23 protein-coding genes are annotated in these 22,280 nt (G+C 66.4%); 19 read left to right on the forward strand and 4 right to left on the reverse strand.

Annotated features, from left to right (window positions below; genetic code table 11):
* The first annotated feature begins 85 nt into the window (after positions 1 to 85).
* From AC1C2M_RS05750 to AC1C2M_RS05770, 5 genes are all read left to right on the forward strand, one after another.
* Positions 86 to 916 (forward strand): VOC family protein, encoded by an 831-nt coding sequence (locus AC1C2M_RS05750; RefSeq protein WP_495435520.1) that lies wholly within the window; start codon positions 86 to 88, stop codon positions 914 to 916.
* A gap of 28 nt (positions 917 to 944) precedes the next feature.
* A complete protein-coding gene (locus AC1C2M_RS05755) occupies positions 945 to 1,703 on the forward strand; it encodes a GH25 family lysozyme (protein ID WP_495435521.1) in 759 nt (252 codons plus the stop codon).
* A gap of 124 nt (positions 1,704 to 1,827) precedes the next feature.
* Positions 1,828 to 2,898 carry an NYN domain-containing protein gene (locus AC1C2M_RS05760; protein ID WP_495435522.1) on the forward strand — a complete coding sequence of 357 codons (1,071 nt, stop codon included), beginning with the start codon at positions 1,828 to 1,830 and terminating at the stop codon, positions 2,896 to 2,898.
* A 74-nt stretch (positions 2,899 to 2,972) separates the two neighbouring features.
* Positions 2,973 to 3,527: a hypothetical protein gene (locus AC1C2M_RS05765; protein ID WP_495435523.1), complete on the forward strand. Its 555-nt coding sequence runs from the start codon at positions 2,973 to 2,975 to the stop codon at positions 3,525 to 3,527.
* Between the two features lie 56 nt (positions 3,528 to 3,583).
* On the forward strand, positions 3,584 to 4,417 hold the full coding sequence (locus AC1C2M_RS05770) for a class II glutamine amidotransferase (protein ID WP_495435524.1): 834 nt from the start codon (positions 3,584 to 3,586) through the stop codon (positions 4,415 to 4,417).
* Here the strand turns inward: AC1C2M_RS05770 and AC1C2M_RS05775 are convergent.
* Positions 4,414 to 4,884 (reverse strand): MarR family winged helix-turn-helix transcriptional regulator, encoded by a 471-nt coding sequence (locus AC1C2M_RS05775; RefSeq protein ID WP_495435525.1) that lies wholly within the window; start codon positions 4,882 to 4,884, stop codon positions 4,414 to 4,416. The two genes, AC1C2M_RS05770 and AC1C2M_RS05775, sit on opposite strands and share 4 nt — an antisense overlap.
* A gap of 165 nt (positions 4,885 to 5,049) precedes the next feature.
* Between AC1C2M_RS05775 and AC1C2M_RS05780 the strand changes: the two genes are divergently transcribed.
* The gene (locus tag AC1C2M_RS05780; RefSeq protein WP_495435526.1) at positions 5,050 to 6,081 is read left to right on the forward strand and encodes a S66 family peptidase; all 1,032 of its coding nucleotides are present in this window, start codon (positions 5,050 to 5,052) and stop codon (positions 6,079 to 6,081) included.
* 10 nt (positions 6,082 to 6,091) lie between these two features.
* Here the strand turns inward: AC1C2M_RS05780 and AC1C2M_RS05785 are convergent, their stop codons facing one another.
* The gene (locus AC1C2M_RS05785) at positions 6,092 to 6,805 is read right to left on the reverse strand and encodes a M23 family metallopeptidase (RefSeq protein WP_495435527.1); all 714 of its coding nucleotides are present in this window, start codon (positions 6,803 to 6,805) and stop codon (positions 6,092 to 6,094) included.
* A gap of 154 nt (positions 6,806 to 6,959) precedes the next feature.
* On the opposite strand from AC1C2M_RS05785, the gene AC1C2M_RS05790 reads away from it, so the two are divergent.
* On the forward strand, positions 6,960 to 7,724 hold the full coding sequence (locus AC1C2M_RS05790; protein ID WP_495435528.1) for an SDR family oxidoreductase: 765 nt from the start codon (positions 6,960 to 6,962) through the stop codon (positions 7,722 to 7,724).
* A 2-nt stretch (positions 7,725 to 7,726) separates the two neighbouring features.
* Here AC1C2M_RS05790 and AC1C2M_RS05795 read toward each other — a convergent pair whose 3' ends face one another.
* The gene (locus AC1C2M_RS05795) at positions 7,727 to 8,662 is read right to left on the reverse strand and encodes a pseudouridine synthase (RefSeq protein WP_495435529.1); all 936 of its coding nucleotides are present in this window, start codon (positions 8,660 to 8,662) and stop codon (positions 7,727 to 7,729) included.
* A gap of 185 nt (positions 8,663 to 8,847) precedes the next feature.
* Between AC1C2M_RS05795 and AC1C2M_RS05800 the strand changes: the two genes are divergently transcribed.
* The 3 genes from AC1C2M_RS05800 to AC1C2M_RS05810 all read left to right on the forward strand — a co-directional run bounded on the left by AC1C2M_RS05800 (position 8,848) and on the right by AC1C2M_RS05810 (position 12,308).
* Complete coding sequence (locus AC1C2M_RS05800) at positions 8,848 to 9,843, forward strand: helix-turn-helix transcriptional regulator (RefSeq protein WP_495435530.1); 996 nt, start codon at positions 8,848 to 8,850, stop codon at positions 9,841 to 9,843.
* A gap of 128 nt (positions 9,844 to 9,971) precedes the next feature.
* Positions 9,972 to 10,826 carry an alpha/beta hydrolase gene (locus AC1C2M_RS05805; protein WP_495435531.1) on the forward strand — a complete coding sequence of 285 codons (855 nt, stop codon included), beginning with the start codon at positions 9,972 to 9,974 and terminating at the stop codon, positions 10,824 to 10,826.
* A gap of 48 nt (positions 10,827 to 10,874) precedes the next feature.
* A complete protein-coding gene (locus tag AC1C2M_RS05810) occupies positions 10,875 to 12,308 on the forward strand; it encodes a serine hydrolase domain-containing protein (RefSeq protein ID WP_495435532.1) in 1,434 nt (477 codons plus the stop codon).
* An 8-nt stretch (positions 12,309 to 12,316) separates the two neighbouring features.
* Here the strand turns inward: AC1C2M_RS05810 and AC1C2M_RS05815 are convergent, their stop codons facing one another.
* On the reverse strand, positions 12,317 to 13,588 hold the full coding sequence (locus tag AC1C2M_RS05815) for a glycosyltransferase (protein WP_495435533.1): 1,272 nt from the start codon (positions 13,586 to 13,588) through the stop codon (positions 12,317 to 12,319).
* 214 nt (positions 13,589 to 13,802) lie between these two features.
* Here AC1C2M_RS05815 and AC1C2M_RS05820 point away from each other — a divergent pair, with 214 nt between their 5' ends.
* The 9 genes from AC1C2M_RS05820 to AC1C2M_RS05860 all read left to right on the forward strand — a co-directional run bounded on the left by AC1C2M_RS05820 (position 13,803) and on the right by AC1C2M_RS05860 (position 22,085).
* Positions 13,803 to 14,540 (forward strand): SDR family oxidoreductase, encoded by a 738-nt coding sequence (locus AC1C2M_RS05820; RefSeq protein WP_495435534.1) that lies wholly within the window; start codon positions 13,803 to 13,805, stop codon positions 14,538 to 14,540.
* 32 nt (positions 14,541 to 14,572) lie between these two features.
* On the forward strand, positions 14,573 to 15,163 hold the full coding sequence (locus AC1C2M_RS05825; RefSeq protein ID WP_495435535.1) for a TetR/AcrR family transcriptional regulator: 591 nt from the start codon (positions 14,573 to 14,575) through the stop codon (positions 15,161 to 15,163).
* The gene (locus AC1C2M_RS05830) at positions 15,150 to 16,160 is read left to right on the forward strand and encodes an NADPH:quinone oxidoreductase family protein (RefSeq protein WP_495435536.1); all 1,011 of its coding nucleotides are present in this window, start codon (positions 15,150 to 15,152) and stop codon (positions 16,158 to 16,160) included. Before AC1C2M_RS05825 ends, AC1C2M_RS05830 begins: the two co-directional genes overlap by 14 nt.
* Positions 16,161 to 16,201: 41 nt before the next feature.
* Positions 16,202 to 16,936 (forward strand): glucose 1-dehydrogenase, encoded by a 735-nt coding sequence (locus AC1C2M_RS05835; RefSeq protein WP_495435537.1) that lies wholly within the window; start codon positions 16,202 to 16,204, stop codon positions 16,934 to 16,936.
* A gap of 121 nt (positions 16,937 to 17,057) precedes the next feature.
* Entirely contained in the window at positions 17,058 to 17,849 is a 792-nt protein-coding gene (locus AC1C2M_RS05840) for an ABC transporter ATP-binding protein (protein ID WP_495435538.1), read from the forward strand.
* The gene (locus AC1C2M_RS05845; RefSeq protein WP_495435539.1) at positions 17,846 to 18,562 is read left to right on the forward strand and encodes an ABC transporter ATP-binding protein; all 717 of its coding nucleotides are present in this window, start codon (positions 17,846 to 17,848) and stop codon (positions 18,560 to 18,562) included. Before AC1C2M_RS05840 ends, AC1C2M_RS05845 begins: the two co-directional genes overlap by 4 nt.
* Complete coding sequence (locus tag AC1C2M_RS05850; RefSeq protein ID WP_495435540.1) at positions 18,562 to 19,440, forward strand: branched-chain amino acid ABC transporter permease; 879 nt, start codon at positions 18,562 to 18,564, stop codon at positions 19,438 to 19,440. The genes AC1C2M_RS05845 and AC1C2M_RS05850 overlap by 1 nt, the downstream gene beginning before the upstream one ends.
* Entirely contained in the window at positions 19,437 to 20,771 is a 1,335-nt protein-coding gene (locus AC1C2M_RS05855) for a branched-chain amino acid ABC transporter permease (RefSeq protein ID WP_495435541.1), read from the forward strand. The genes AC1C2M_RS05850 and AC1C2M_RS05855 overlap by 4 nt, the downstream gene beginning before the upstream one ends.
* 3 nt (positions 20,772 to 20,774) lie before the next feature.
* A complete protein-coding gene (locus AC1C2M_RS05860) occupies positions 20,775 to 22,085 on the forward strand; it encodes an ABC transporter substrate-binding protein (RefSeq protein WP_495435542.1) in 1,311 nt (436 codons plus the stop codon).
* The last annotated feature ends 195 nt before the right edge of the window (positions 22,086 to 22,280 follow it).

Genomic DNA, 22,280 nt, shown 5'->3' on the forward strand with positions numbered 1-22,280 from the left:
TGTGAACCTGTTCGCGCTCGGGGAAGAGGACTAGCCTGACCCGTGCGACGCGTGCGAAGCGAGTCGCAGCGACGAAGGAGAGCCGATGACGACAGTTCCGCGAACCTATCCGCACGGCGTGCCCTGCTGGGTCGACACAGAACAGCAGGACCCGACGATGGCGAGTGTGTTCTATGGCGAACTTTTCGGGTGGACCTTCACCAACGCGATGCCTCCTGGTGCGCCGGCGCAATACCTGATCGCCCATCTCGACGGCGACGACGTTGCGGCCATCGGCACCGGCTCGGGAACCGCCGTGTGGAACACCTACATCGCGGTAACGGATGCTGACGCCACAGCGGACTCGGTGCTCGCGAACGGTGGGAGCGTGCTGTCGGCCCCAGCCGACGCAGGACCCGGTGGCCGCGCTGCTATCTGCGCCGACCCGCAGGGCGCCGAGTTCCGCCTCTGGCAGCCGTACCGGCGGCTGGGCGCCCAGGTGGTGAATACTCCCGGCGCCTGGAATTTCAGCGACCTCCGCACAACCGACACGGACGCGGCATCCGCCTTTTACACGGGCGTTTTCGGCTGGACATACGCGGACCTCGGCCCCGAGCTCGACGCGATGATCAGTGTGCCGGGTTATGGCAACCACCTTGCCTCGACGGCAGACCCCGACATCTACGTCAGGCAGGCGGATGTCCCCGACGGCTTCGCCGACGTCATCGGCGCGTTGCAGCCGGCATCCGACTCTGAACTCCCGCACTGGCGGGTGACATTCAGGGTGGACAACCGCGACGAAAGCGTTGAGCTTGCCGAGAAACTCGGTGCAACGGTGTTGAGAACCTGGGAGTCCGAATGGGCCGCGCTCACCACTATCCGTGACCCGCAAGGGGGTGAACTGACCCTGAGCGAGTTCCGCCCGCCGGACGCGTGACGCGCTGACCTTCTGTGAGACTGTGGCCGTGCCCACAAAATCAGCGTCACGCACCACCCGCCGACGACGTGTCCTCCTTGCCGCTGCAACCGTCGGCGTCATCGTCGCGGTGGTCGCAGCCCTGATCGCCACCGGCGTGATCTGGCCCAACCGCGTCGCCGCCGCCGGGTACGAGACGCGTGGGGTCGATGTCTCCGTCTACCAGGGTGACATCGACTGGACGGTGCTCGGCAGCGAAGACATCGACTTCGCGATCATCAAATCAACAGAGGGATCAGGGTCGCAGGATTCCCAGTTCGCCGCGAACTGGGCGGGAGCACGAGATACCGATCTCATCGTCGGCGCCTACCACTTCATGAGCTTCGAGAGCGCGGGTGAAACTCAGGCGCAGAACGTGATCAACACGGTGCCTGTAGAACCCGGAACACTCCCCGTCACCGTTGATCTCGAGTACTACGGCGACTTCTACGACAATCCGCCAAGCCGGAGCCACGTCAAGAGCATCCTCGACCCGCTTCTCGCGGCGCTCGAGGCACACTACGGCATGCCACCGATCATCTACGCGACGCAAAAGGCATACGACAGGTACCTCATCGACGCCTACCAGGACAACCCGATCTGGATCAGGTCGATCGCAGAAGAGCCGACCCTCCCCGACAATCGGGACTGGACGTTCTGGCAATACTCCAACCGTGACCGCCTGCCCGGCTACGACGGCGAGGAGGAATTCATCGACATGAATGTCTTCGATGGAACCGTCGACGAGCTGCGTGCTCTGACCCGCTGAGAGCGCATATCCGCCCCCTCCTCGAGGTGGTGACCGGCCGCATCCTGCCCCGTCTTTTGGCGTGCCACCCCCTCAGCGTCCAGACTGGTTACACACCCCGATTTATTGAGAAGAGTTTTTCCCCATGCCTGAACCCGTCGACTCTCGCGTCGCCGTCTATATCGACTTCGACAACATAGTGATCTCGCGGTACGACCAGGTGCACGGCCGCGGCCAGTTCATGCGCGATCGTGCCCGCGGTTTCAGCCCAGCAGACCGGCAGGCCGACCCCGAAGCGGCCGAGAAGCTCGCCCTGGCAACTGTCGACGTCGGCGCCATCATCGACTTCGCCTCATCCTTCGGCACCCTCGTGCTGACGCGCGCGTACGCGGACTGGTCAGCGCCGGTCAACGCCGACTACCGCGGCCAGCTGGTCAACCGTGCTGTCGACCTGGTCCAGCTGTTCCCCGCGGCCGCATACGCGAAAAATGGCGCAGACATCCGCCTCGCCGTGGACACGGTCGAGGACATGTTCCGCCTCCCCGACCTCACGCACGTGATCATCGTCGCCGGTGACTCGGATTACATCCCGCTCGCCCAGCGCTGCAAGCGCCTCGGCCGGTACGTCGTCGGCATCGGCGTCGCCGGGTCGACAAGCCGCTCGCTCGCCGCCGCGTGTGACGAGTTCGCGACCTATGACGCGCTCCCCGGCATCAAGGCTCTCCCCGCGACCCCGGTCGTGGAGAAGAAGGCGCCCGAAACAGCTGCGCCGGAGAAACGACCGTCACGCTCGAAGAAGACGCCAACGGATGCTGTCGCCGAGGAGGCCCCGAAGGACGCCGCTCCCGCGACGGCTCTGGTCTTCTCCGGCCCCGACATTGCTGCGGCACCGCCTCGGCGCCGCGCATCGAGACGCGCCGCCTCCCCTGACCCGATCGTCGAGGACGAGCCCGAGGACGAGCCGGACCCCCAGGAGGTCGCAACGGGTCTTCTCGAGCGGGCCCTGCGGCTCGGTCACGAGAAGGACGACGCCGACTGGCTGCACAGTTCAAACGTGAAGACCCAGATGAAGCGCATGGACCCGTCGTTCAGCGAGAAGGCCCTCGGGTACCGTTCGTTCTCCGATTTCGTGAAGTCACGGGACTCCATCGCCGAGATCGATGAGTCGAACACGGCGAGGCTCGTCCGACTCCTGCCCGCGCTCGCGGACAACTAGGCAGGGGCGGGCGGGCTCCGGCACGGCCCGCAGCCTCTCTGGCGCGGTTCGCCGACGTCCAGTAGCTTCGGGCCATGACATCCGAAACCATGCGCCACCGGCCGCGCCGGGGCATCGCGGACTGGCTCGACCCACGACGGGCGTTCTGGCTGGGCATCGTCCTCATCCTCAGCGGCGTTTATGGCTCGTGGGCTGTCGCGGTGGCCGCCTCGTCTCTGGGCGGTCAGGAGCTCGCCGTGAGCTGGCCCGTGATGTCGCTCATCGCACTGTTGAACCTTTTCATATCGCTCGGCGCCGGGTTCCTTGTCGCCGCGGTCGTCGCCGGCGTCGTCCCGGCGCCTGAACGAGCGTGGACCGGCACAGAAACAGGCACTGGTGACGAACCGGACGAATCGCGCCTCCCACCCAGGCTGAGTCCGCGTGTCGCGGTGCTCCTCGGCCTCGGGTTGATCCTCATCGGGGTCATCGACCGGAACCTCTACTTCGTCCAGTTCGTGCCAGACAACCCGGGCATCGAGAGAGATGTTCTCTCGGTTGTACTGCCGCTGGTGTCGGCGCTCCCCGCGATCGGGTGTGCGCTGGTCCCAGGTGGGTGGCTTCTTGCCCGGTTCACGGCGCTACGCCGGTGAGAGAATGGCCGCTTGCTTGACGGATCCAGTGGTGCCGAAACGAGAGCGAGAACCCCATGTGTCGTTGGCTTGCGTATTCCGGTTCACCGGTGATGCTTGAAGACCTGCTCTACAAGCCGGCCAATTCACTCATCATTCAAAGTAAGCGCTCGACGCTCGGCGTCGAATCCGTCAACGGTGATGGATTCGGCATCGGCTGGTACGGCCGAGGAGCCACACCCGGAATCGTTCACAGCATGGAGCCGGCGTGGAACGACCGCAACCTCCGGGAACTGTCAGCGCAGACATCCACCGGTCGCTTTTTCGCGCACGTTCGCGCATCAACGGGCACACCGATCCAGCAGACGAACTGTCATCCGTTCAGGCATGACAAGTGGTTGTGGATGCACAACGGTTCGATCGCGAACTTCCACTCGGTCAAGCGGGACCTGATTATGACTGTTGACCCGTCGCTGTATCCGGAGATCGAGGGGTCGACGGACTCCGAGGTGTTCTTCTTCCTCGCTCTCACCTTCGGCCTCGAACAGAATCCGCGGCTGGCCGTTGCCCGAGCGGTCAGCCTCATCGAGGAGACCGGTCGGCGCCACGGGATCCCGTTTCCTCTTCAGATGACCGTGGCCACGACCGACGGCGACACCACCTGGGCGTTTCGTTACTCCAGTGAGAGGTTGTCGCGGTCACTGTTTCACAGCACAGAGATTTCCACTCTCCGCCACCAGTACCCCGACAACCCTGTGCTTCACAAACTCTCCGACGATGCGCGGCTCATCGTGTCAGAGCCCTTCGGGGACCTCCGCGGCGCGTGGCAGGAAATCCCTGAGTCGTCCTGTGTCACCGTGCAGGGTGGCGAGGCCGTAGTGCACGATTTCGCGCCGACACCCGAGCGTTAGTTTTCCTTACTGAGGATCTCGGCGAGGCGCCGAAGAGCGGGAAGGCTCGACTGGACCTGCTCGAGTTCCTCGGCGGAGAGTTGTGACGCGGCATTGCCAAGCGCATCAGACCACGCCGTCTCGAGGAGGGTCTTGATCCCGAGCGACTCCTCGGTCGGATACAACGCGACGTAGCGTTTGTCCGCGGGGTTGTGCTTGCGGATGATCAAGCCCCTGACGACGAGTTCCTTCAGCTGGGTGCTCACGTTGCTGAGCTGCCGACCGAGTCGGGAGGCGAGATCGGCGACGGTGATTCCCGGGTTGCTCTCGATGACCCGCACGATGTCGAAAGCGCCATTGGACAGCGCCGGAACGCCGGCGCCCTCGTGCGACTTCCGCCGTACATCGGCGGAGATGTCCATGAGCGCAACGGCGAGCTCACGGGGGTCGAGGGTCGTGGCTTCAGCTGCGGCTGGGGCGTTTTCCATGGCTTCAGCCTAGGGTGCCCGCCGCCACTCTTTGGCGCGCGCCGTCAACGCACCGTGAGGGCGCTCTCTCCGACTCCCCCGCAGCGCCGGACGCAGCACCCGCGAACGGCGAGAGCCGGCCGCCAGCGCAGGCATCCCGCCACCGAACTATGGCATTCTGGCCCGATGCATCCTGTCTTCCCCGCCCCTCTCCAGCCCGGCGACCTCATCGGGGTGACGGCACCGTCGAGCGGTGTCGGTGAGAGAGAACGGGGGCGACTGGAGTTCGCGATCCAGTGGCTTCGCGACAGGGGTTTCCGGGTCGAGGTCGGCGAGTGCATGGACGGGACCGGGCATATCAGCGCACCGGCATCCGCTCGCGCCGGCGAGCTGATGGGGATGCTGCTCGATCCAGCGATTCGCGCGGTCATCCCGCCGTGGGGCGGGGAAACAGCGATAGACCTGCTGCCCCTGCTCGACTTCGACGCGCTGGCCGCCGCGGAGCCGACCTGGTTCGTGGGTTATTCAGACGTGTCGACGCTCCTCACTCCTCTCACCCTTCTCTCGGGCTGGGCGACGATCCACGGCCCCAACCTCATGGACACCCCGTATGAGCTTCCCGAGTCCCTCGCGAGCTGGCTCGACATCGCGATGGCGCCGGTCGGAGCAGTCATTCGTCAGTCCCCCGCGAACTTGCACCGCGCGAACGACCACGACGACTGGTTTGCGCAGCCCGACGTGACCAGGCACCGCTGGACGGGCACCGGGACCTGGCGCCGCCTCGACGCCGGTATCGAACCGGTGGATGCCGCTGGCCGGCTGATCGGCGGATGTATCGAAACGCTCGCGAACGTCGTGGGCACGCCGTTCGGCTCGACAGCGCCTCTCCGAGGCACCTCGGGCCAGGAGCCGACCCTCGTGTACCTCGAGGCAGCCGGGGACAACGCGTTCGATATCTGCAGGAACCTGCACGGAATGCGTCTTGCAGGATTCTTCGACGGAGCATCCGCAATTCTCATCGGTCGCACCGCGGCACCGGACATGGACTCGCTCAGCCAGGATGAGGCAGTCCTTGACGCCCTGGGTTCGCTCGGCGTACCGATTGTCGCCGACATCGAGTGCGGCCACGTCCCGCCCCAGATGAGTCTGGTGAACGGCGCCCTCGCGAGGGTCGTGCACAGCGAGGCCGAGAGCTACCTGGAGCAGCGCATCGGCTGATGCCTGCCTGTCAGTCCTGCCGTGTCGCGGTGGACTCGACGACCGACCCCTCACCCGGCACCCCGAAGGCGCGCGAACGAAACCCCCGGGTTCGAAGCATCTGCTCGCTGAAGTCGCGAAACACGATGGGGATGCCGCGGGCGACCGACAGGTCGGCGCTGTCCATGGCCTGGACGTGCACGTGGGGCTGGGTCGAGTTACCGGAGTTTCCGCACTCGGCGAGCTGCTGCCCCACGGACACCCGATCGCCGACGTCGACCCGGAACGAGCGCCGCTTCAGGTGCACGAGGCCGACATACGCGTCGCGGTCATCGAGACGGAGTATGACGTGGTTGCCGGCGATCGCTGCGATTCCCTGCTGAAGCCTGTCGCGCTGGCCGAGCAGGTACGGCACGAGAGTGAGTGGCGAACGGCGAGCCTCGTGGTCGGGCTCTCCGTCGTGACGGGCAACCACTGTGCCGTCACACGGCGCGAGGATCGGCCGCCCGAAGGAGAAGAACATCTCCGGTGGCTCGGTGCCAATCAGAGCATTCCAGCCGGATCGCCCCGCGGTGCGGCGGCGAGCGTCGACCCCGACAAAGTCGATCGCGTATCTCTCACCGAGCAGGTCGGTCCCGTGACTCGGTACTCGCCTGGCCGGGCTGTTCTGGACCAGCCACGGGCCGGCAAAAGGGAGCGTGAGCGTGATCGGCTCCGCGTCGAGCCCCGGCTGCGCTGCCATCATCGCTGCAGTCTAGTTCGGGAGCCGGGGTCGAGCGCCCCTCGGCATCGAGCGCTCCAGTTCCATGCCCGCGCTACAGAAGCTTGTGCAGCGCGAGCATGGATGTGCAGCGCTCGGCGATCCGGCGCAGCCGCTCACCTTCCGATACGTTGGCAGCATGTCAGACCAGACCAATAAGCCCCGCGTCGCCTGCATCACCGGGGTCGGGCGCAGAAACGGTATCGCACGGGCGGTCGCGCTCCGCCTGGCGCACGACGGATTCGATATCGCGTTCAACTACTGGACACCATACGAACAGCGGATGTCGCTGGGCGGCTCGCCGGCCGATCCGACCGACATCGCGGATGAGCTCCGCGCGACGGGCAGGCGAGTGCTCCCGATCGAGGCGGACCTCGCCCATCCCAGCGGCGCCGGCTCCGTGATCGAACGGGCAGCCGCCGAGCTCGGTCCAGTTTCCACCCTCGTGCTCGCGCACTCTGAGTCGGTGGATTCGGGCATCCTGGATACGACAATCGAGAGCTTCGACCGCCATTTCGCGGTGAACACCCGCGCGGCCTGGCTCCTCATCCGTGCCCTCGCGGAACAGGTCCCGCCAGGTGGCGGGTCGATCATCGCTCTCACCAGCGACCACGTCGTCGACAACATGCCGTACGGTGCCAGCAAGGGCGCACTCGACCGGATCGTCATCGCCGCTGCCCGCGAACTGGGCGGGCTCGGCATCTCGTCGAACGTTCTCAACCCCGGTCCCGTCGACACCGGCTGGATGAACGACGAGATCCGTGCGTCGGCGATCGCGCGCCAACCGACCGGCCGACTCGGCACACCGGATGACATCGCCGGCGTCGTGAGCTTCCTTGCGTCGCCAGAGGGTCGCTGGGTGTCCGGGCAGCTGATCAAGGCCGACGGCGGCTTCTCGGTCTGAGCTCAGTCCGGCGCGCGCTCCCCCAGCAACGGCAGAGCCCGCACGCTCTCGAACGATTGCGGCCGTCCGTCGATCGGATCGGTGAAACTCAGCTCGCTCGCGAGCAACTGCAGCGGGTTCGCAAAATCGTCCACCGACACGTCCCGAACGACCGGGTAGAGCGGATCGCCGCTGATCGGGATCCCGAGGCTCAGCATGTGCATCCGCAGCTGGTGGGTGCGGCCGGTTCGGGGCGTGAGTCGATACACGGCCCGGTCATCGCCGAGGGCCGCCTCGAGCTCGATCAGCGACTCCGAGTTCGCGGGCAGGTCAGCGACCGTCTCCGCCTGCATGTGGCCACGGCGTTTGATCAGGTGGCTGGTCACCACGGCGGGCAGGTGCAGGTCCGACCGCACGGGGGCGAGCGCGCGATAAACCTTGCCGACATCACCGCGCTGGAACATGGTTTGATACGCCGCCCGCCAGCGCTTCTCGGTGGCGAGAATGAGCAGACCGGATGTCACCCGGTCCAGACGGTGCAGCGGTGACAGTTCTGGCAGACCGAGTTCAGCGCGGAGCCGCACGACAACGCTCTGCTGCACGTGCCTGCCGCGCGGGATCGTCGCGAGGAACGGCGGTTTGTCGATGACGACGATCCGATCATCCCGGTGAACGACGTGGATATCTCCCGGTACGGATGCTTCCTCCCGGAGATCCCGGTGAAACCACACGAACGTATGCGGCCGATACCCATCGCTCCCGGAAACCGCGGCTCCAGACTCGTAGACAAAGCGCCCGTCGGCGAGAAACGCATCGACGTCGATGAACTCGGAGAGTCGCGCGTCAAGCCACGCGCCCATCGTCGACCACGGGTCAGGCTGCGTCCGATCGAGGTCGGCCGTGCGCATCCACGCCGGGTCAAGCCCGTGGCGCTGCGGGAGTGGTGAGCGTGGGGGCATCCACCGATGGTAACCGGCATCCGGTCCCGGCCCATGCCACAACCGGAAGAAGACCGCGCACGCCGGTGTGGGTTCCAGGTCGGCTACTCATGGCCAGAATGCGCCACGTGCGTTACTGTCGTCGCAACAACGCCTCACGGGGCAGCGGCGCAACATCCTGACGTGATCGAGGTCGGTGAGACCGGATGGAAAAGTTCAGCGTGCGAGGGCTTGGTCTCTCTGACCGATCGGCGCTGCTCGACGAACTGGCCCGCTCGGCGTCGGTGGCCTTTCACGCTGGCGCGCTCGAGGCGACGAAGCCCGTTCACTTCGATCACCAGACCCGCCGGCTCCGGGGCATCGAACTGACACAGACCCACTTCAATAACTACGTCGGCGAGCGGACCACCGCGCAGGCCCACGATTTTTCGGAGCCGCGGCTGGTTCTCACCGTGTCGACGGGACCGGTAGCCATCGCGCACGGCGATGCGTTTCACCGCAACATGCCCGGTTCCATCATCCCCATCTGGAGCCTGTCACCCTGGACGGTCATGGTCCCATCGGCGAGCCTCTTCCGCGGCTTCTCGTTGCCACTGGATGACCTCGGCCTGCCGCACCTGTTTCTCCGCAACCTCGTATCCCAGGACATCGGGCACAGTCCGATGGCGTCCTTTCTCGCCAGTTACCTCGCTGACCTCTCGGCGCTTCCCCCGCTCGATCCCGACAACGAGTCGGCGCTCGCCGCTCCGTCGATCGAGATCGTCCGCGCGCTTCTGACGACCGCGGCGGGCGATGAGTTCCGGAGCCGCGAACCGCTGGGTCGAACGCTCGGGCTCCGGGTCATGGCGTATCTGAAGACGCACGCCACCGATCCGGACCTCACCGTCGATCGCGTAGCCGCGTATTTCGGGGTGTCCCGGCGCTATCTCTTCGCCGTCATGCGGCAGCGCGGGATCTCGATGAAAGAGTGGGTCCGCGAGGAACGCCTCGCTCGCGCGGCTGATTTGCTCGGCGAACAATCCACAGCCCATCTTTCAGTGTCAGCCATCGGACGGTTCTGCGGATTTACCGACCACTCGTCGTTTTCACGAGCCTTCCGCGGCCGATTCGGGTGTGCGCCATCCGAATGGCACCTGCTCAGCGCCCCGGAACGCGACAGCGCCCGCCTGGGACCCGACATGCGCACTGCTCAGGTGTCCTGAGGCCGACGCCGCTCCCGCCGGTGTGCACAACCTGCACAGAAAAGTGCGCGGGAAGTGAAGGCGCTCACCGAGCAAAAACCGCTAGCTTCTGGGCATCCCACGCATTCGAATCCAAACGAAGGAGCGTCATGTCTGACGAACACGCCGAGCCGGTATCACCCGGCAGAAAGCCCCCGGTCGTCCTCGTCCACGGGCTGTGGATGACGCCATCGAGCTGGAACACGTGGGCCGGACGTTATCGCGCCAGGGGCCACGAGGTGATCGTCCCGGGGTGGCCAGGAATCGACGACCGATCTCCCGCCGATGTCCGGCGGGATCCCCGGGCGCTGGAGGGACTTGGCATCCGTAAGGCTGTAGACCACTACGACCGCATCATCCGTGAGCTCGACCAGTCGCCCATCATCATGGGCCACTCCTTCGGCGGAATCTTCATCCAGATGCTTCTCGATCGAGGCCTCGGCATTGCCGGAGTCGGCGTCGAACCGGGCCAGCCGGCCGGCGTGACGACACTCCCATTCAGCACGCTGCGGACGGGGTTCCCGATCCTCTCGAACCCGTTCCGGATCAACAAGACGAAGCCGATCAGCAAGGGACACTTCCACTACACCTTCGGCAATGACCTGAGCCGTGCGGAATCCGATCGTGAGTGGGAAGCCAGTGCTGTCGACTCGCCGAACCGGATCTTCTTCGAGGGAGTGGCGTCGATCCCACGGCCTCGGTCGGGCATCACCCGCGTGGACTTCAGAAAGCCGGGCAGGGCTCCGCTGTTGCTCATCTCCGGTGCCATCGACCACGTCGCCCCACCGGCGATCCAGAAGGCAATGCTCAAGAAGTACGCTGCGGGGCCCTCGCTCGTCGAGCGCGTCGAATACCCCGGACGGTCCCACCGCATCGTGAGCCAGGCCGGATGGGAGGAAGTAGCGGATCACGCGATCGACTGGGCGATGAGCCACGCAACCACAACACAAGCCCAGGCATCCTGAGGCCGGAGGCGGTCATCAGTTCCCGTGAAGGGTCATACGATTGAGCCCATGCACAGCTCACTGCCGAGAAGCACTCCGTCAGCCCATTCCGTCGACGCACGAGGGATAACATCCTTCATCTCGGCACTCGAGGCGGCCCCCGACATCGAACCGCACAGTCTCATGGTGCTGCGCGACGGCCACGTTCTCGCCGAGGGCTGGTGGGCGCCATACACGGCGGACCGACCGCACCTGCTCTACTCGCTCAGCAAGAGCTTCACGTCGACCGCGGTCGGGTTTGCCGTCGAGGAAGGCCTGCTCAGCCTCGACGACACCGTTCTCAGTCATTTCCCCGAGCTCGACGCAGAGATCACCGATCCCCGCAGCCGTTCGATGCGCATCAGGCACATCCTCTCGATGGCGAGCGGGCACCGCGAAGAAACCCTGGATCGCGCCCTCGCCATCGACCCGGTGAACATCGTGCGCGGATTCCTGCTGCTCCCTCCCGACGAGGAGCCCGGCTCGGTGTTCGCGTACAACCAGCCGTGCACGTACACCGCCGGCCTCATTGTGCAGCGCGCCACAGGCCAGTCGCTCACCGAATACCTCAGGCCCCGGCTGTTCGATCCGCTCGGAATCGACGACACCGGCTGGATCACGGATGCCGCCGGCCACGAACTTGGCTTCAGCGGCTTCCACGCACCGACCGAAGCGATCGCGTCCCTCGGCCAGCTCTACCTGCAGCGCGGAGAGTGGAACGGAGCGCAGCTGCTACCAGGTGAATGGGTGGACGAGGCGACCAGGGCGCACGTGTCCAACGGTTCCAATCCCGCATCCGACTGGGAGCAGGGCTACGGCTTCCAGTTCTGGATGGCACGCCACGGCTACCGGGGAGACGGCGCGTACGGACAGTTCTGCGTGATTCTGCCCGAGCACGGGGTCGTTCTCGCGATGACCGGCCAGAGCACTGACATGCAGGGCGTTCTCGATCTGGCGTGGACTCACCTGCTGCCCGCGATCGGCCAGCCCGGCGAGGAACGCGGGAGCGAGAAAGCGGATGCCGCGCTCGACGCACAGCTGGCGTCCCTCGCCATCACCCCGGTCGAACGAGGTTCGAGCGACCAGCGGATCGACGGCGGCACGTTCACGCCGACGCTCCCCGACACCTCCTACCCCGGCCTCAGACACCTGGTCGTCGAGCCAGGCGCCACCGACACCGAGTTGCGCCTCACGTTCGTCGAGCGTGACGCCCGGCTCGAGGTTCCGGCGGGCTTCGGTGCCTGGATCACGCACGATGCGACCTCCGCAAGCGTTGGCTGGCAGCCGGGTGGCAGCATCCTGGCCGTCGATGTCATGTTCATCGATACGCCGCACAGGCTGCACGTCGTACTTGACCTGGCATCCTCGACGTTCACGACGCGGTGGGAGACGGCCCCGCTACACTTCTCGCCGCTCGCGTCGATGCGCAAACCCCAGGTCGCCGTGACGACCGACGGGGGCTGAGGCGCGGCTCACAGCCGCCGCTCCAGTTCCTCGAGCAGCGCGCTCCCGGATGCCTCACGCGCGACATCGGCGCCGAGCCTCTTCGCGGCCTCGCCGTAGGACGGTGTGCTGAGAACGTCATCGAGAGCCCGGGCTATTCGTGGAGCGGAAGCGCGGCGCGACAGCGAGATCCCGGCACCTCGCGTTGTGACTCGGATGGCGTTGTCGGCCTGGTCCCTGCCGTGGGAGAGAACGATGAGCGGCACTCCCTCAGCGAGGGCTTTGATCACCGTTCCGTGACCACCGTGCGTGATGACGACGTCAGCGTGGCGCAGGACCTCCTGGTGGGGTGCTGACTCGACAACCGTGACGTTGGACGCCGCAACGATGTCGTCGGGGCGCACAGCGGGGCCTGTTGTGACGAGCCCGCGCACGGGCCGCATCCCCATCGCATCGACAATTCGCTGCATACTCCCGACGTGATTCTGGAACGTTGACGACATCGCAACGAGCACGAGCGGGTCGTTACCGGCTGGCGGAACCCACGCGTCTCCCACCGCCCAGCCCGGATCATCCAGAATCGGTCCGACATAGCGCGCATTCGCCGGAAGCCGTCCCGGGAAATCAAATGACTGTGACGTCAGAATCAGGTGGCGCTGTGCCCGGCGCATTTGATCCCATGCTGTCGTTACCGGGCTCAACCCGTATTCGGCACGAAGCGCGTTGGTCCCGGCCAGGGCGTACCTGTCGAAGAGTCGAACCCCGGCGGCCGAGAAAACCCTGTCGCGTGTGCGGCCGAGAGGTCCGCGAGAAGGCGTGAGCCCCGCCCCGAACGGTGGCATCCCCTCGGCAGGAAAGGGATAGACGTTGGGAACGAGGAGGTCGAACGGAACGCCGCGGGCCTCCGCAGCAACCATCGCGCCGACCGCGAAGGCGGATGCAACGACGAGGTCGGGGTGGAGTGAATCGATCGCCGCCCCGGTATCGATGGCCTGGGCGGGTGCCGGCCCGATCATCATGTGGTCGGCCATGGCTTTGGCGAGTCCCAGCGGTGAGAGGTCCCAGTCCCGGAAGACACCGGACGGGGCCGACGCGCGGGGCAGGAAGTCGGCGCCGGTGCTGTGCACCTGATCCGCGATCGACTCGCCCGCGAGCACCGTGACACTGTGCCCCCTGTCGACGAGCCGGCGAACAACCCCGAGCTCCGGTGGAACCGTGCCGCCGGCGTCGATGAGCGCGAACAGATAACGACGGGGCTGCGCACCCCGTACGGACTCCTGCGGTTCCTCACCACCGGTCATGCCGCCATGCTAGGCACCCCGCACCGAACAGGCAACGGGGTACAGGCGATCGGAGTGCCTGAAGACGGGGCACAGCGCTCGAACAATTCACGCCGGTCGTACGCCGCGCCGAACCAGTAGTGTAGTCTCGCGAGTGACATACCGGCTGGTCGGTTGGTATCCGATCCGCACCGGTACCCGCGACGCCACAGGCAGAGAACTCGAAGGAGAGCCAATGCAGAGATTCGAGGGCCGGGTTGCCCTGATCACCGGCGGCAGCCGCGGGATCGGACTGGCCATCGCCCACCGACTTGTTGCGGAGGGCGCCTACGTCGTCATCACCGGTCGGAAGCAGGACGCCCTCGACGCGGCCGTCGCCGAACTGGGCGAACGGGCTTCGGCTGTCCAGGGCAAGGCGGATGACGGTGACCACAGGGCCGCAACGCTTGCGCACGTGCTGGATCGCCACGGTCGGCTCGATCACCTGGTCAACAACGCCGGCATCAACCCCGCGTACGGACCGGTTCTCGAAAGCGACCCGTCCATCATCCGCAAAATCCTCGACGTTAACGTAATCGCCGCCCTCGAGTGGACCCGCGACACTGTCGCCGCCGGACTCAGCCGGTCAGTGGTGAACCTCGCGTCGATCTCGGCGCTGGCAGCGAGTCCGGGTATCGCGTTCTACGGCGTATCGAAGGCAGCACTCATCAACCTGACGACGCAACTCGCCTTCGAACTCGCGCCGGGCATCCGGGTCAACGCGGTGGCCCCGGCCGTCATCAAGACGGACTTTGCACGTGCGCTGTACGAGGGCAGGGAAGCAGCCGTCGCCGAGGAGTATCCACTCGGCCGGCTCGGCGAACCGCAGGATGTCGCGGGTCCTGTAGCGTTCCTCCTCTCGGAGGACGCCGCCTGGATCACCGGACAATGCGTTGTGATCGATGGCGGCGGCAGCATCCGCCCGGTTGGCTGACCATGACGAGAGAACTGACGAAGGAAAGACGGATGAGAGAAACCACAGTCGTAGACGACATCACCCGGGCGGCGGTCGAGCTCTTCGCCGCGAACGGGTACGCCAACACGTCGGTGCAGCAGGTCGTCGACAAGGCGGGTGTGACCAAGGGCGCGATGTACCACTACTTCCAGTCCAAGGACGATCTCCTCTTCGCCATCTATGAGCGCATACTCACCGAACAAAAGGCGCACCTTGACGCGATCGTCGCACGCGGTGGTCCCGTCGCCGACGTGCTGCGCGCCGCCTGCATCGACGTGATCGAGACCTCGATCGACTTCCTGCCTGAAGGCACCGTCTTCTTCCGCAGCATGCACATGCTTTCCCAGCCCCGCCAGCACGAGGTCACCCGGCGTCGACGCGCGTACAACGATGTTTTCAGCACGCTCATCGAGACCGGGCAAGACGAGGGCATTTACCGCACAGACATTCCGCGCCCCGTTCTCATCGCCCATTTCTTCAGCGACGTGCACTACCTGTCGCACTGGTACTCCCCCGAGGGCCCCGAAGACAAAACCCTCCTGGCCCAGCAGCTCACGGATCTCTACCTCGTCAGCATTGCGGCGAACAATGCCTGGCACTGAGCTCATGCGGGCGTGGAGGGTCGTCCGCCACGGAGAACCAGCGGAGGTCCTCGAACTCCACGACGTTCCGATCCCGCAACCGGCTCAAGGCGAGGTCCTGATTCGCACGCGCGCGGTCGCCGTGAACTTTCCGGACGTCCTGCTCGCTCGAGGCGAGTACCAGGTGCGTCCCGAGATTCCGTTCAGCCCTGGCATCGAGCTGTGCGGCGAGATCGTCGGCATCGGTGAAACAACGGATGCCGATGGCGGCGCGTCGTTCGCGATCGGCGACCGGGTGGTTGGCACCGGCATCGGAGTACTCGCTGAATACGCGGTGCTCCCGGTCAGCGCCGTGCACCTCGCCCCCGCCAGCCTCAGCGATGAGCAGGCCGCCGGCCTCATGATCGCCTACCAGACCGCGTGGTTCGCCCTGCATCGACGTGCGGCGATCCAGCCGGGCGAGACCCTTCTGGTCCACGCCGCAGCCGGCGGCGTCGGAAGCGCTGCGGTTCAGCTCGGGGTCGCAGCAGGTGCACGGGTGATTGGCGTTGTGGGCAGCGCAGCCAAAGCGGAGTCGGCGCGTGCTGCCGGTGCCGAGGCCGTCATCGTCCGCGGCGACGAGGACTTTGTTGCCAGGGTGAACGAGATCACCGGCGGCCGCGGCGCCGACGTCGTGTTCGACCCGGTCGGCGGCGAGAGCTTCGAACGCTCAACCAAGTGCATCGGGTTCGAGGGACGAATCGTCGTCGTTGGCTTTGCGAGCGGCGCGGTACCCGAGGTGAAGGCCAACCATGCCCTCGTCAAGAACTATGGGGTGCTCGGCCTGCACTGGGCCCTGTACTCCGAGCGTCGGCCGGAGCTTGTCCGGCAGGCCCATGCCGCGCTGACGGAACTCGCCGAGACGGGCGCCATCTCCCCGCTCATCGGCGGCGTCGTCGACGTCGACGACGCACCGGCCGCGATTCAGGAGCTGGCCGGCGGGCAGACCGTCGGGCGTCTGATCATCCGTTTCAACTGACCACATCCGTTTCGACTGACCACCGACACAGGGAGCTTTCCGTGACGAACCTCGAAGGGCGGGTCGCCGTCGTGACGGGCGGAGCCCGCGGACTGGGTGCCGCGTATGTGCGCGCACTTCACGCGGCGGGCGCACGCGTGGTGATTGCCGACCTGCTCCACGACGAAGGAGTCGCACTGGCGACCGAACTCGGCGACGGCGCGGTCTTCGAACACCTCGATGTGACGAACGAAGAGGACTGGTCCAGGGTGGTCGACTCCGCGATCGCGGCGTTCGGGTCACTCGACGTCCTCGTCAACAACGCCGGCATCGCGAACGCGGCGCCGATCGAGCACTACACGACGGCGAAGTGGGATGCCGTGATCGCGGTCAACCTCACCGGGGTGTTTCTCGGCTGCCGCGCGGTTGTGCCGGCGATGAAGCGTCAGGCATCCGGATCCATCATCAATATCTCCTCAGTTGAAGGGCTGCGTGGCAGCCCCGGCCTGCACGGGTACACCGCGTCGAAGTTCGGCGTGCGCGGACTCACCAAGTCGCTCGCCGTCGAACTCGGGCCGGCTGGCATCCGCGTCAATTCGGTGCACCCTGGCCTCATCCTCACCGACATGACGACACGCATCGATCCCGAGGCGCTGTCCATCCCGCTCGGCCGCCCCGCGCTGCCCGAGGACGTCGCGGGCACCGTCGTCTTTCTCGCGAGTGACGCATCGGGCTACACGACGGGCGCCGAGTTCGTCGTCGACGGCGGCATGACCACCGCCATCGCCCACCGCTAGCCGACAGACAGACCCGGCACCATCGTCCGCAGATGTGGGCCGGATGCTCTCGCCAAAGTTTCCATACCGGCTAGTCGGTATCTGTTGTAGAGTGACCTCATCCCGACACAAAGAGGTGCCGATGTCCACGCAACAACCTGTCCGATCGAGCGACTCACGCGACGCTGCCCCCCGCCTCGAGATCACCGAACTCACGGTGCGGTTCGGCGGCCTGACGGCCCTCGACGCCGTGTCGTTCGACGTGGGCGCCGGTGAAACCGTCGCGCTGATCGGGCCGAACGGCGCCGGCAAGACCACGGTCTTCAACTCGGTCTGCGGGCTGGTCAAACCGTCGGCGGGAAGCGTGACGATCGACGGGGTGCCTGCACCGGCGTCGCCGACCGGCCTCATCCGCCACGGGGTCGCTCGCACCCTCCAGGGACTCGGTCTGTTCGGCGGCATGAGCGTTCTCGAGAACGTACTCGTTCCCCTGACCGCGCCGGGCAGGTCGGGCCGGGCGGCCGGACCCGGGCGAGCCGGCGCCGCCGCCGTGACGATCGCCACCGAGACCCTGCGTGACCTCGGCCTCGACGCCGATGCGCATCGGCCGGTCGACTCGCTGCCATACCCGGAGCGGAAGCGCGTTGCGCTGGCCCGCGCCCTCGTCACCCAGCCGACCCTCCTGCTCCTCGATGAGCCGGCGGGTGGGCTCGGCGCCGGCGATATCGCCGATCTCTCGGCCATCGTGCGCCGGGTCGCGGCGACGGGGTGCTCGGTTTTGCTCGTCGAACACCACATGGACTTCGTGATGGCTCTCGCCGACCGGGTCGCCGTTCTCGACTTCGGTCGTGTCATCGCCTGCGGCACCCCTGGCGAGGTGCAGGCCGACCCGCGCGTCGAGGAGGCCTACCTGGGCGTTGAGGTCGCATCGTGACCGCACTGCTCGAGATCGACGCACTGTGCGCGGGCTACGGCGAAACACCGGTCCTGCGTGAGGTCAGCTTCAGCGTTCAGACCGGGGGCATCGTCGCCCTGCTCGGAGCGAACGGGGCGGGCAAGACCACGCTGCTGCGGTCGATCGCCGGTCTCATTTCCCCCACGTCAGGCAGCATCCGTTTCGCCGGAGTTGACCTCGCAGCGGTTGGCGTCGAGGACCGGGTGCGGCGGGGACTCGCCCAGGTGCCCGAGGGACGGAGCATCGTGGCCGAGCTCACTGTCGACGAGAACCTCCGCCTCGGCGGGCTGTGGCGGTTTTCTCCCCGGGAACTCGGCGGGGCGGTCGACGAGATCTACGCGCTGTTTGAACCGCTCGCCCAGCGCCGCACCAGTTCGGGCCACCAGCTCTCCGGTGGAGAACGCCAGATGCTCGCGCTCGGCAGGGCCATCATCGCGAGGCCCCGGCTGCTCGTCCTCGACGAGCCATCGCTCGGGCTCGCGCCGCGGGTGGTCGCACAGATCATGACCGTGCTGCGGCGGCTTCGTGACACGACGGGGCTCACCGTGCTGCTCGCCGAGCAGAACGTCGTGAGCGCCCTCTCCATCGCCGACCACGGTGTCGTGCTTGGCCTCGGCACACTCGTCGCCGACCGCCCGTCCGCCGAACTCACCTCCGACGACGCCCTCCGACACGCCTACCTGGGGTTCTGATGGATCAACTCATCTTCCTGCTCGCCACGGGCCTCGCGCGCGGCGCGATCTTCGCCCTGTTCGCGCTCTCGCTCGTGCTCATCTGGCGCGCGGCACGCATCGTCAACTTCGCGCAGGGCGCGATGGCCCTCGTCGCCACCTACATCGCCTTTGCCGTGACGGGCCTGACCGGCTCGTACTTCGCGGGGCTGGGTGCGGCGATCCTCGCCGGGCTCCTGGTCGGCTTCGCCATTGAACGCGGCGTCATGCGATTCGCTCCAGCGGGCCAGCCGCTCGCGGGCGTCATTATCGCCATCGGACTCGTGATGGTGCTGCAATCAGCCCTCGGCATCCTGTTCGGCCAGCAATACCGGCCGATGGATGCCCCGTTCGACGAAAGCCCCATTCTGATCGGCGGAATTGCCGTTCTGTCGCCGTACGACCTGTTCGTCCTCATCGTCGCCGTGGTTGTGATGTCGCTGCTTGGCCTGCTGTTCACGCGGACCTCGCTTGGCCTGCAGCTGAGGGCATCCGCGTTCGCACCGGAGGTGTCGCGGCTGCTCGGAGTCCGGGTCTCGCGCATGCTCACTCTCGGCTGGATGCTCTCCTCGGCGGTGAGTGCGCTCGCGGCGCTGCTGCTCGTGCCGACCGAGCTCGGGCTGAACCCGCACTCCACGGACATGCTGTTCGTATATGCGTTCACCGTCGCTGTGGTCGGCGGACTCGATTCGCCGGTGGGTGCGCTTCTCGGCGGCCTTGCGGTCGGCATCCTGATCACGCTCGTCACCGGCTTCCTCGGCTCGACAGTCGCGCCGATCGCGGTACTCGCGCTCCTGGTCTGTGTGCTGCTCGTGCGCCCCGGCGGCGTCTTCTCAACGGGCAAGGTGAGGGTCGCATGAAACGGATAATGGCGTCTCTCACCGACACACCACGCGTGATCGCAGGAGGTGTGGCACTGACGGTGCTCGCCATCGCCTGCACGTTCCTGCTCGACCCGTACCGCAACTACCAGCTGGCACTCGTGGCTGCGTACCTCTGTGCCACCGCCGGGCTCACCCTGCTCATCGGCCTGACCGGACAGTTGTCGCTCGGCCACGCCGCGCTGATGGCGGCCGGAGGGTACGGGTACGCGCTCACCGCGAACGCGCTGACGGATGCCGGTATCGAGGGGCTCCCCCGGTTCGTCCTTGGGCTGCTCGCTGGCGTTGTTGCCGCTGGTGTCATCGGTCTGCTGCTCGGGCTCGCTGCGGCGCGGCTGCACGGACCGTACCTCGCCGGTGTCACGCTCGCGCTCGTCATCGCCCTGCCCGCCTTCACCAGCGTCTTCGTTGGGGTGTTCCGCGGCGACCAGGGAGTGCAGATCGCTTACGACGGGGTTCCCGAAGCGCTGTCGACCCTCATCGCCGTCGAGCAGTGGCAGGCCTGGGTGGCCATTTTCGTCGCTGGCGTCACGCTCACACTTCTCACGCTGGTGAGAAACGGCAAAGCAGGGCTACGGATGCGTGCGGTGCGAGACGACGAAGTGGCGGCTCGCCTCAGCGGCATCCCCGCGGGCCGGGTGAAGGTGCACGCCTTCCTCGTGAGCGCACTCGGCGCCGGCGCCGGCGGAGCCGTGTTGTGCTTCGTCACCCAGTCGGTCAGCCCCGGCGCATACACGCTGGCGTTTTCGCTCCTGCTCGTTGTCGCCGTTGTCGTCGGTGGCCTGGGCAGCATCCTTGGCGCAGCCATCGGTTCCGCCCTCATCGTTCTGCTGCCGTGGCTCGTGCAGACGGGCACCGGGGCGCTGTCCCTGCCCGGGGAACTCCAGCAGCGGCTCTCCGGCAATCTCCCGGTCCTCGTCTTCGGCGCTCTGCTCATCATCGTGACCGCCGTCTGGCCGGGAGGCATCCGTGGGGCTCTCCGTGGGCGGAAGGCATTCCGGGATCGGCGGCAGGCCGAGCCGAGCGCGGCGCAGAAGCTGGCCATCCCCACCCGCGCCAGCATTCCGGTTTCTCGGGCAGCCATCCGGGGCAGCTCCCCCGCGACGGGGTCGACAGCATCCGGCGCAATCGCGTCAGACCAGACGTCATCCGGCGCAATCGCATCAGATCAGACGGCATCCGGCGCAATCGCATCAGGTCAGACGCCATCCGGACCCACAGCATCCGGAACCACCGACCACAGCCCGATCGACCACAGCCCGAATGAATCCATCACCACCGAACCCGTCTCCACCGAATCAGAGAGGTGACCCATGTCACATCGAAGCGCACCACCACGCAGCGCACCACGCAGTGCACCACGCAGCGCCATTACCGTCGCAGCGGCATCCGTCATGATCATCGCGCTGAGCGGATGCAGCACCCCGGCACCGGCGGGCGAGGCCGCCAACACGCCGGGGATCACCGAAGAGACCGTGACCATCGGCACCCACCACCCGCTCACCGGGCCAGCCGCCGCGGGGTACGCCTCGATCTCCGCGGCGACGACCGCCTACTTCGAGTACCTCAACGAGCAGGGTGGAATCCACGGCCGCACCATCGAGTACGTCGTCAAGGACGACGGCTACAACCCATCGAACACCCAGAACGTCGTGCGTGAACTCGTCGAGGAGGACGAGGTCTTCGCCGTGGTGAACGGGCTCGGCACACCGACGCACACCTCGGTGCTCGACTACCTCAACCAGAAGAAGGTGCCCGACCTGTTCGTCGCGTCGGGTTCCACGAGCTGGAACCAGCCCGAGAAGTACCCGTACACCTTCGCGTACAACGTCGACTACGTCGCGGAGGGCGAGGCGCTCGCTCAATACGCCGAGGATGAGTTCCCCGGCAAGAGCGTCTGCGTACTGGGCCAGGACGATGACTTCGGCACGGAGTTCACGACGGGGCTGCAGAACGTCCTCGGCGCTGACGGGCTCGCCAGCGTTCAGACGTACTCGGTGTCCAACCAGGACGTCGTCGCCCAGATCAGCGCCATGAAGGCGGCGGGCTGCGAGATCAACATGCTCGCGACCGTCAACGGTTTCACCGCCCTCGCGGTCGGTACAGCGGCGAAGCTCGGCTATGCACCGCAGTGGTTCTCGTCGTCCTCCGGCGGCGACTACCCGACCCTCCTCACCTTCCTCGGCGCAGGCCTTGCCCCGAAGCTGCTGCAGGGATTTGTCAGCACCAACTACCTGCCCTTCGGCCAGGACGACGAGTGGCGCGCCCTGTTCGAGGAGATCAACGCCGAGTACAACGATGACGCTCCGTTCGACGGCAACACCGTCTACGGCATGAGCGTCGGCTACCTCTTCGCCGAAGCGCTCGCGGCCGCCGGCGAAGACCCCACGAGGGAGAGCCTGATCGAGGCCATCAGCTCGGGCGATCTCGAGGGGAACGGCGTCGTACCACTGTCGTTCGGCGACGACAGCCACGCGGCCTTCATGGGCGTCGGCATCACCACCGTCGACGGCGGTGTCCAGGATTTCGTCGGTTCCACCTATGTGAGTGACGGCGACGGCAAGGTCTCGAAGGAAGAGGTTGAACCCGTGTCGCTCAGCAACGAGGGCGTGCCTGAGGACTAAGCCGCAACAGAGAGCACGGATGCCGCGGACCTGCCAGGCCCGCGGCATCCGCTTGTGTGGGGGCATCCGTCACCGCTCCGGCGCTCATCTGTCACAAAAGGCGGCTAAACCCCCGCCATAACCGCACTTTGTGACAGACGAAGGGCCGCCGACGCACGGCCCTGGCACCCTTCGCGAAGCTCGAAGCCGACATTC

The sequence above is a fragment of the Mycetocola sp. Y444 genome (genome assembly GCF_059445295.1).

Bases quoted from the DNA above. Each gene is read 5' to 3' on its own strand.
- AC1C2M_RS05795 (WP_495435529.1), bottom strand. From the start codon at position 8,662: ATGCCCCCACGCTCACCACTCCCGCAGCGCCACGGGCTTGACCCGGCG.
- AC1C2M_RS05790 (WP_495435528.1), top strand. From the start codon at position 6,960: ATGTCAGACCAGACCAATAAGCCCCGCGTCGCCTGCATCACCGGGGTC.
- AC1C2M_RS05850 (WP_495435540.1), top strand. From the start codon at position 18,562: ATGGATCAACTCATCTTCCTGCTCGCCACGGGCCTCGCGCGCGGCGCG.
- AC1C2M_RS05780 (WP_495435526.1), top strand. From the start codon at position 5,050: ATGCATCCTGTCTTCCCCGCCCCTCTCCAGCCCGGCGACCTCATCGGG.
- AC1C2M_RS05840 (WP_495435538.1), top strand. From the start codon at position 17,058: ATGTCCACGCAACAACCTGTCCGATCGAGCGACTCACGCGACGCTGCC.
- AC1C2M_RS05825 (WP_495435535.1), top strand. From the start codon at position 14,573: ATGAGAGAAACCACAGTCGTAGACGACATCACCCGGGCGGCGGTCGAG.
- AC1C2M_RS05860 (WP_495435542.1), top strand. From the start codon at position 20,775: ATGTCACATCGAAGCGCACCACCACGCAGCGCACCACGCAGTGCACCA.
- AC1C2M_RS05800 (WP_495435530.1), top strand. From the start codon at position 8,848: ATGGAAAAGTTCAGCGTGCGAGGGCTTGGTCTCTCTGACCGATCGGCG.
- AC1C2M_RS05775 (WP_495435525.1), bottom strand. From the start codon at position 4,884: ATGGAAAACGCCCCAGCCGCAGCTGAAGCCACGACCCTCGACCCCCGT.
- AC1C2M_RS05820 (WP_495435534.1), top strand. From the start codon at position 13,803: ATGCAGAGATTCGAGGGCCGGGTTGCCCTGATCACCGGCGGCAGCCGC.
- AC1C2M_RS05760 (WP_495435522.1), top strand. From the start codon at position 1,828: ATGCCTGAACCCGTCGACTCTCGCGTCGCCGTCTATATCGACTTCGAC.
- AC1C2M_RS05810 (WP_495435532.1), top strand. From the start codon at position 10,875: ATGCACAGCTCACTGCCGAGAAGCACTCCGTCAGCCCATTCCGTCGAC.
- AC1C2M_RS05830 (WP_495435536.1), top strand. From the start codon at position 15,150: ATGCCTGGCACTGAGCTCATGCGGGCGTGGAGGGTCGTCCGCCACGGA.
- AC1C2M_RS05750 (WP_495435520.1), top strand. From the start codon at position 86: ATGACGACAGTTCCGCGAACCTATCCGCACGGCGTGCCCTGCTGGGTC.
- AC1C2M_RS05855 (WP_495435541.1), top strand. From the start codon at position 19,437: ATGAAACGGATAATGGCGTCTCTCACCGACACACCACGCGTGATCGCA.
- AC1C2M_RS05815 (WP_495435533.1), bottom strand. From the start codon at position 13,588: ATGACCGGTGGTGAGGAACCGCAGGAGTCCGTACGGGGTGCGCAGCCC.
- AC1C2M_RS05765 (WP_495435523.1), top strand. From the start codon at position 2,973: ATGACATCCGAAACCATGCGCCACCGGCCGCGCCGGGGCATCGCGGAC.
- AC1C2M_RS05785 (WP_495435527.1), bottom strand. From the start codon at position 6,805: ATGATGGCAGCGCAGCCGGGGCTCGACGCGGAGCCGATCACGCTCACG.
- AC1C2M_RS05770 (WP_495435524.1), top strand. From the start codon at position 3,584: ATGTGTCGTTGGCTTGCGTATTCCGGTTCACCGGTGATGCTTGAAGAC.
- AC1C2M_RS05805 (WP_495435531.1), top strand. From the start codon at position 9,972: ATGTCTGACGAACACGCCGAGCCGGTATCACCCGGCAGAAAGCCCCCG.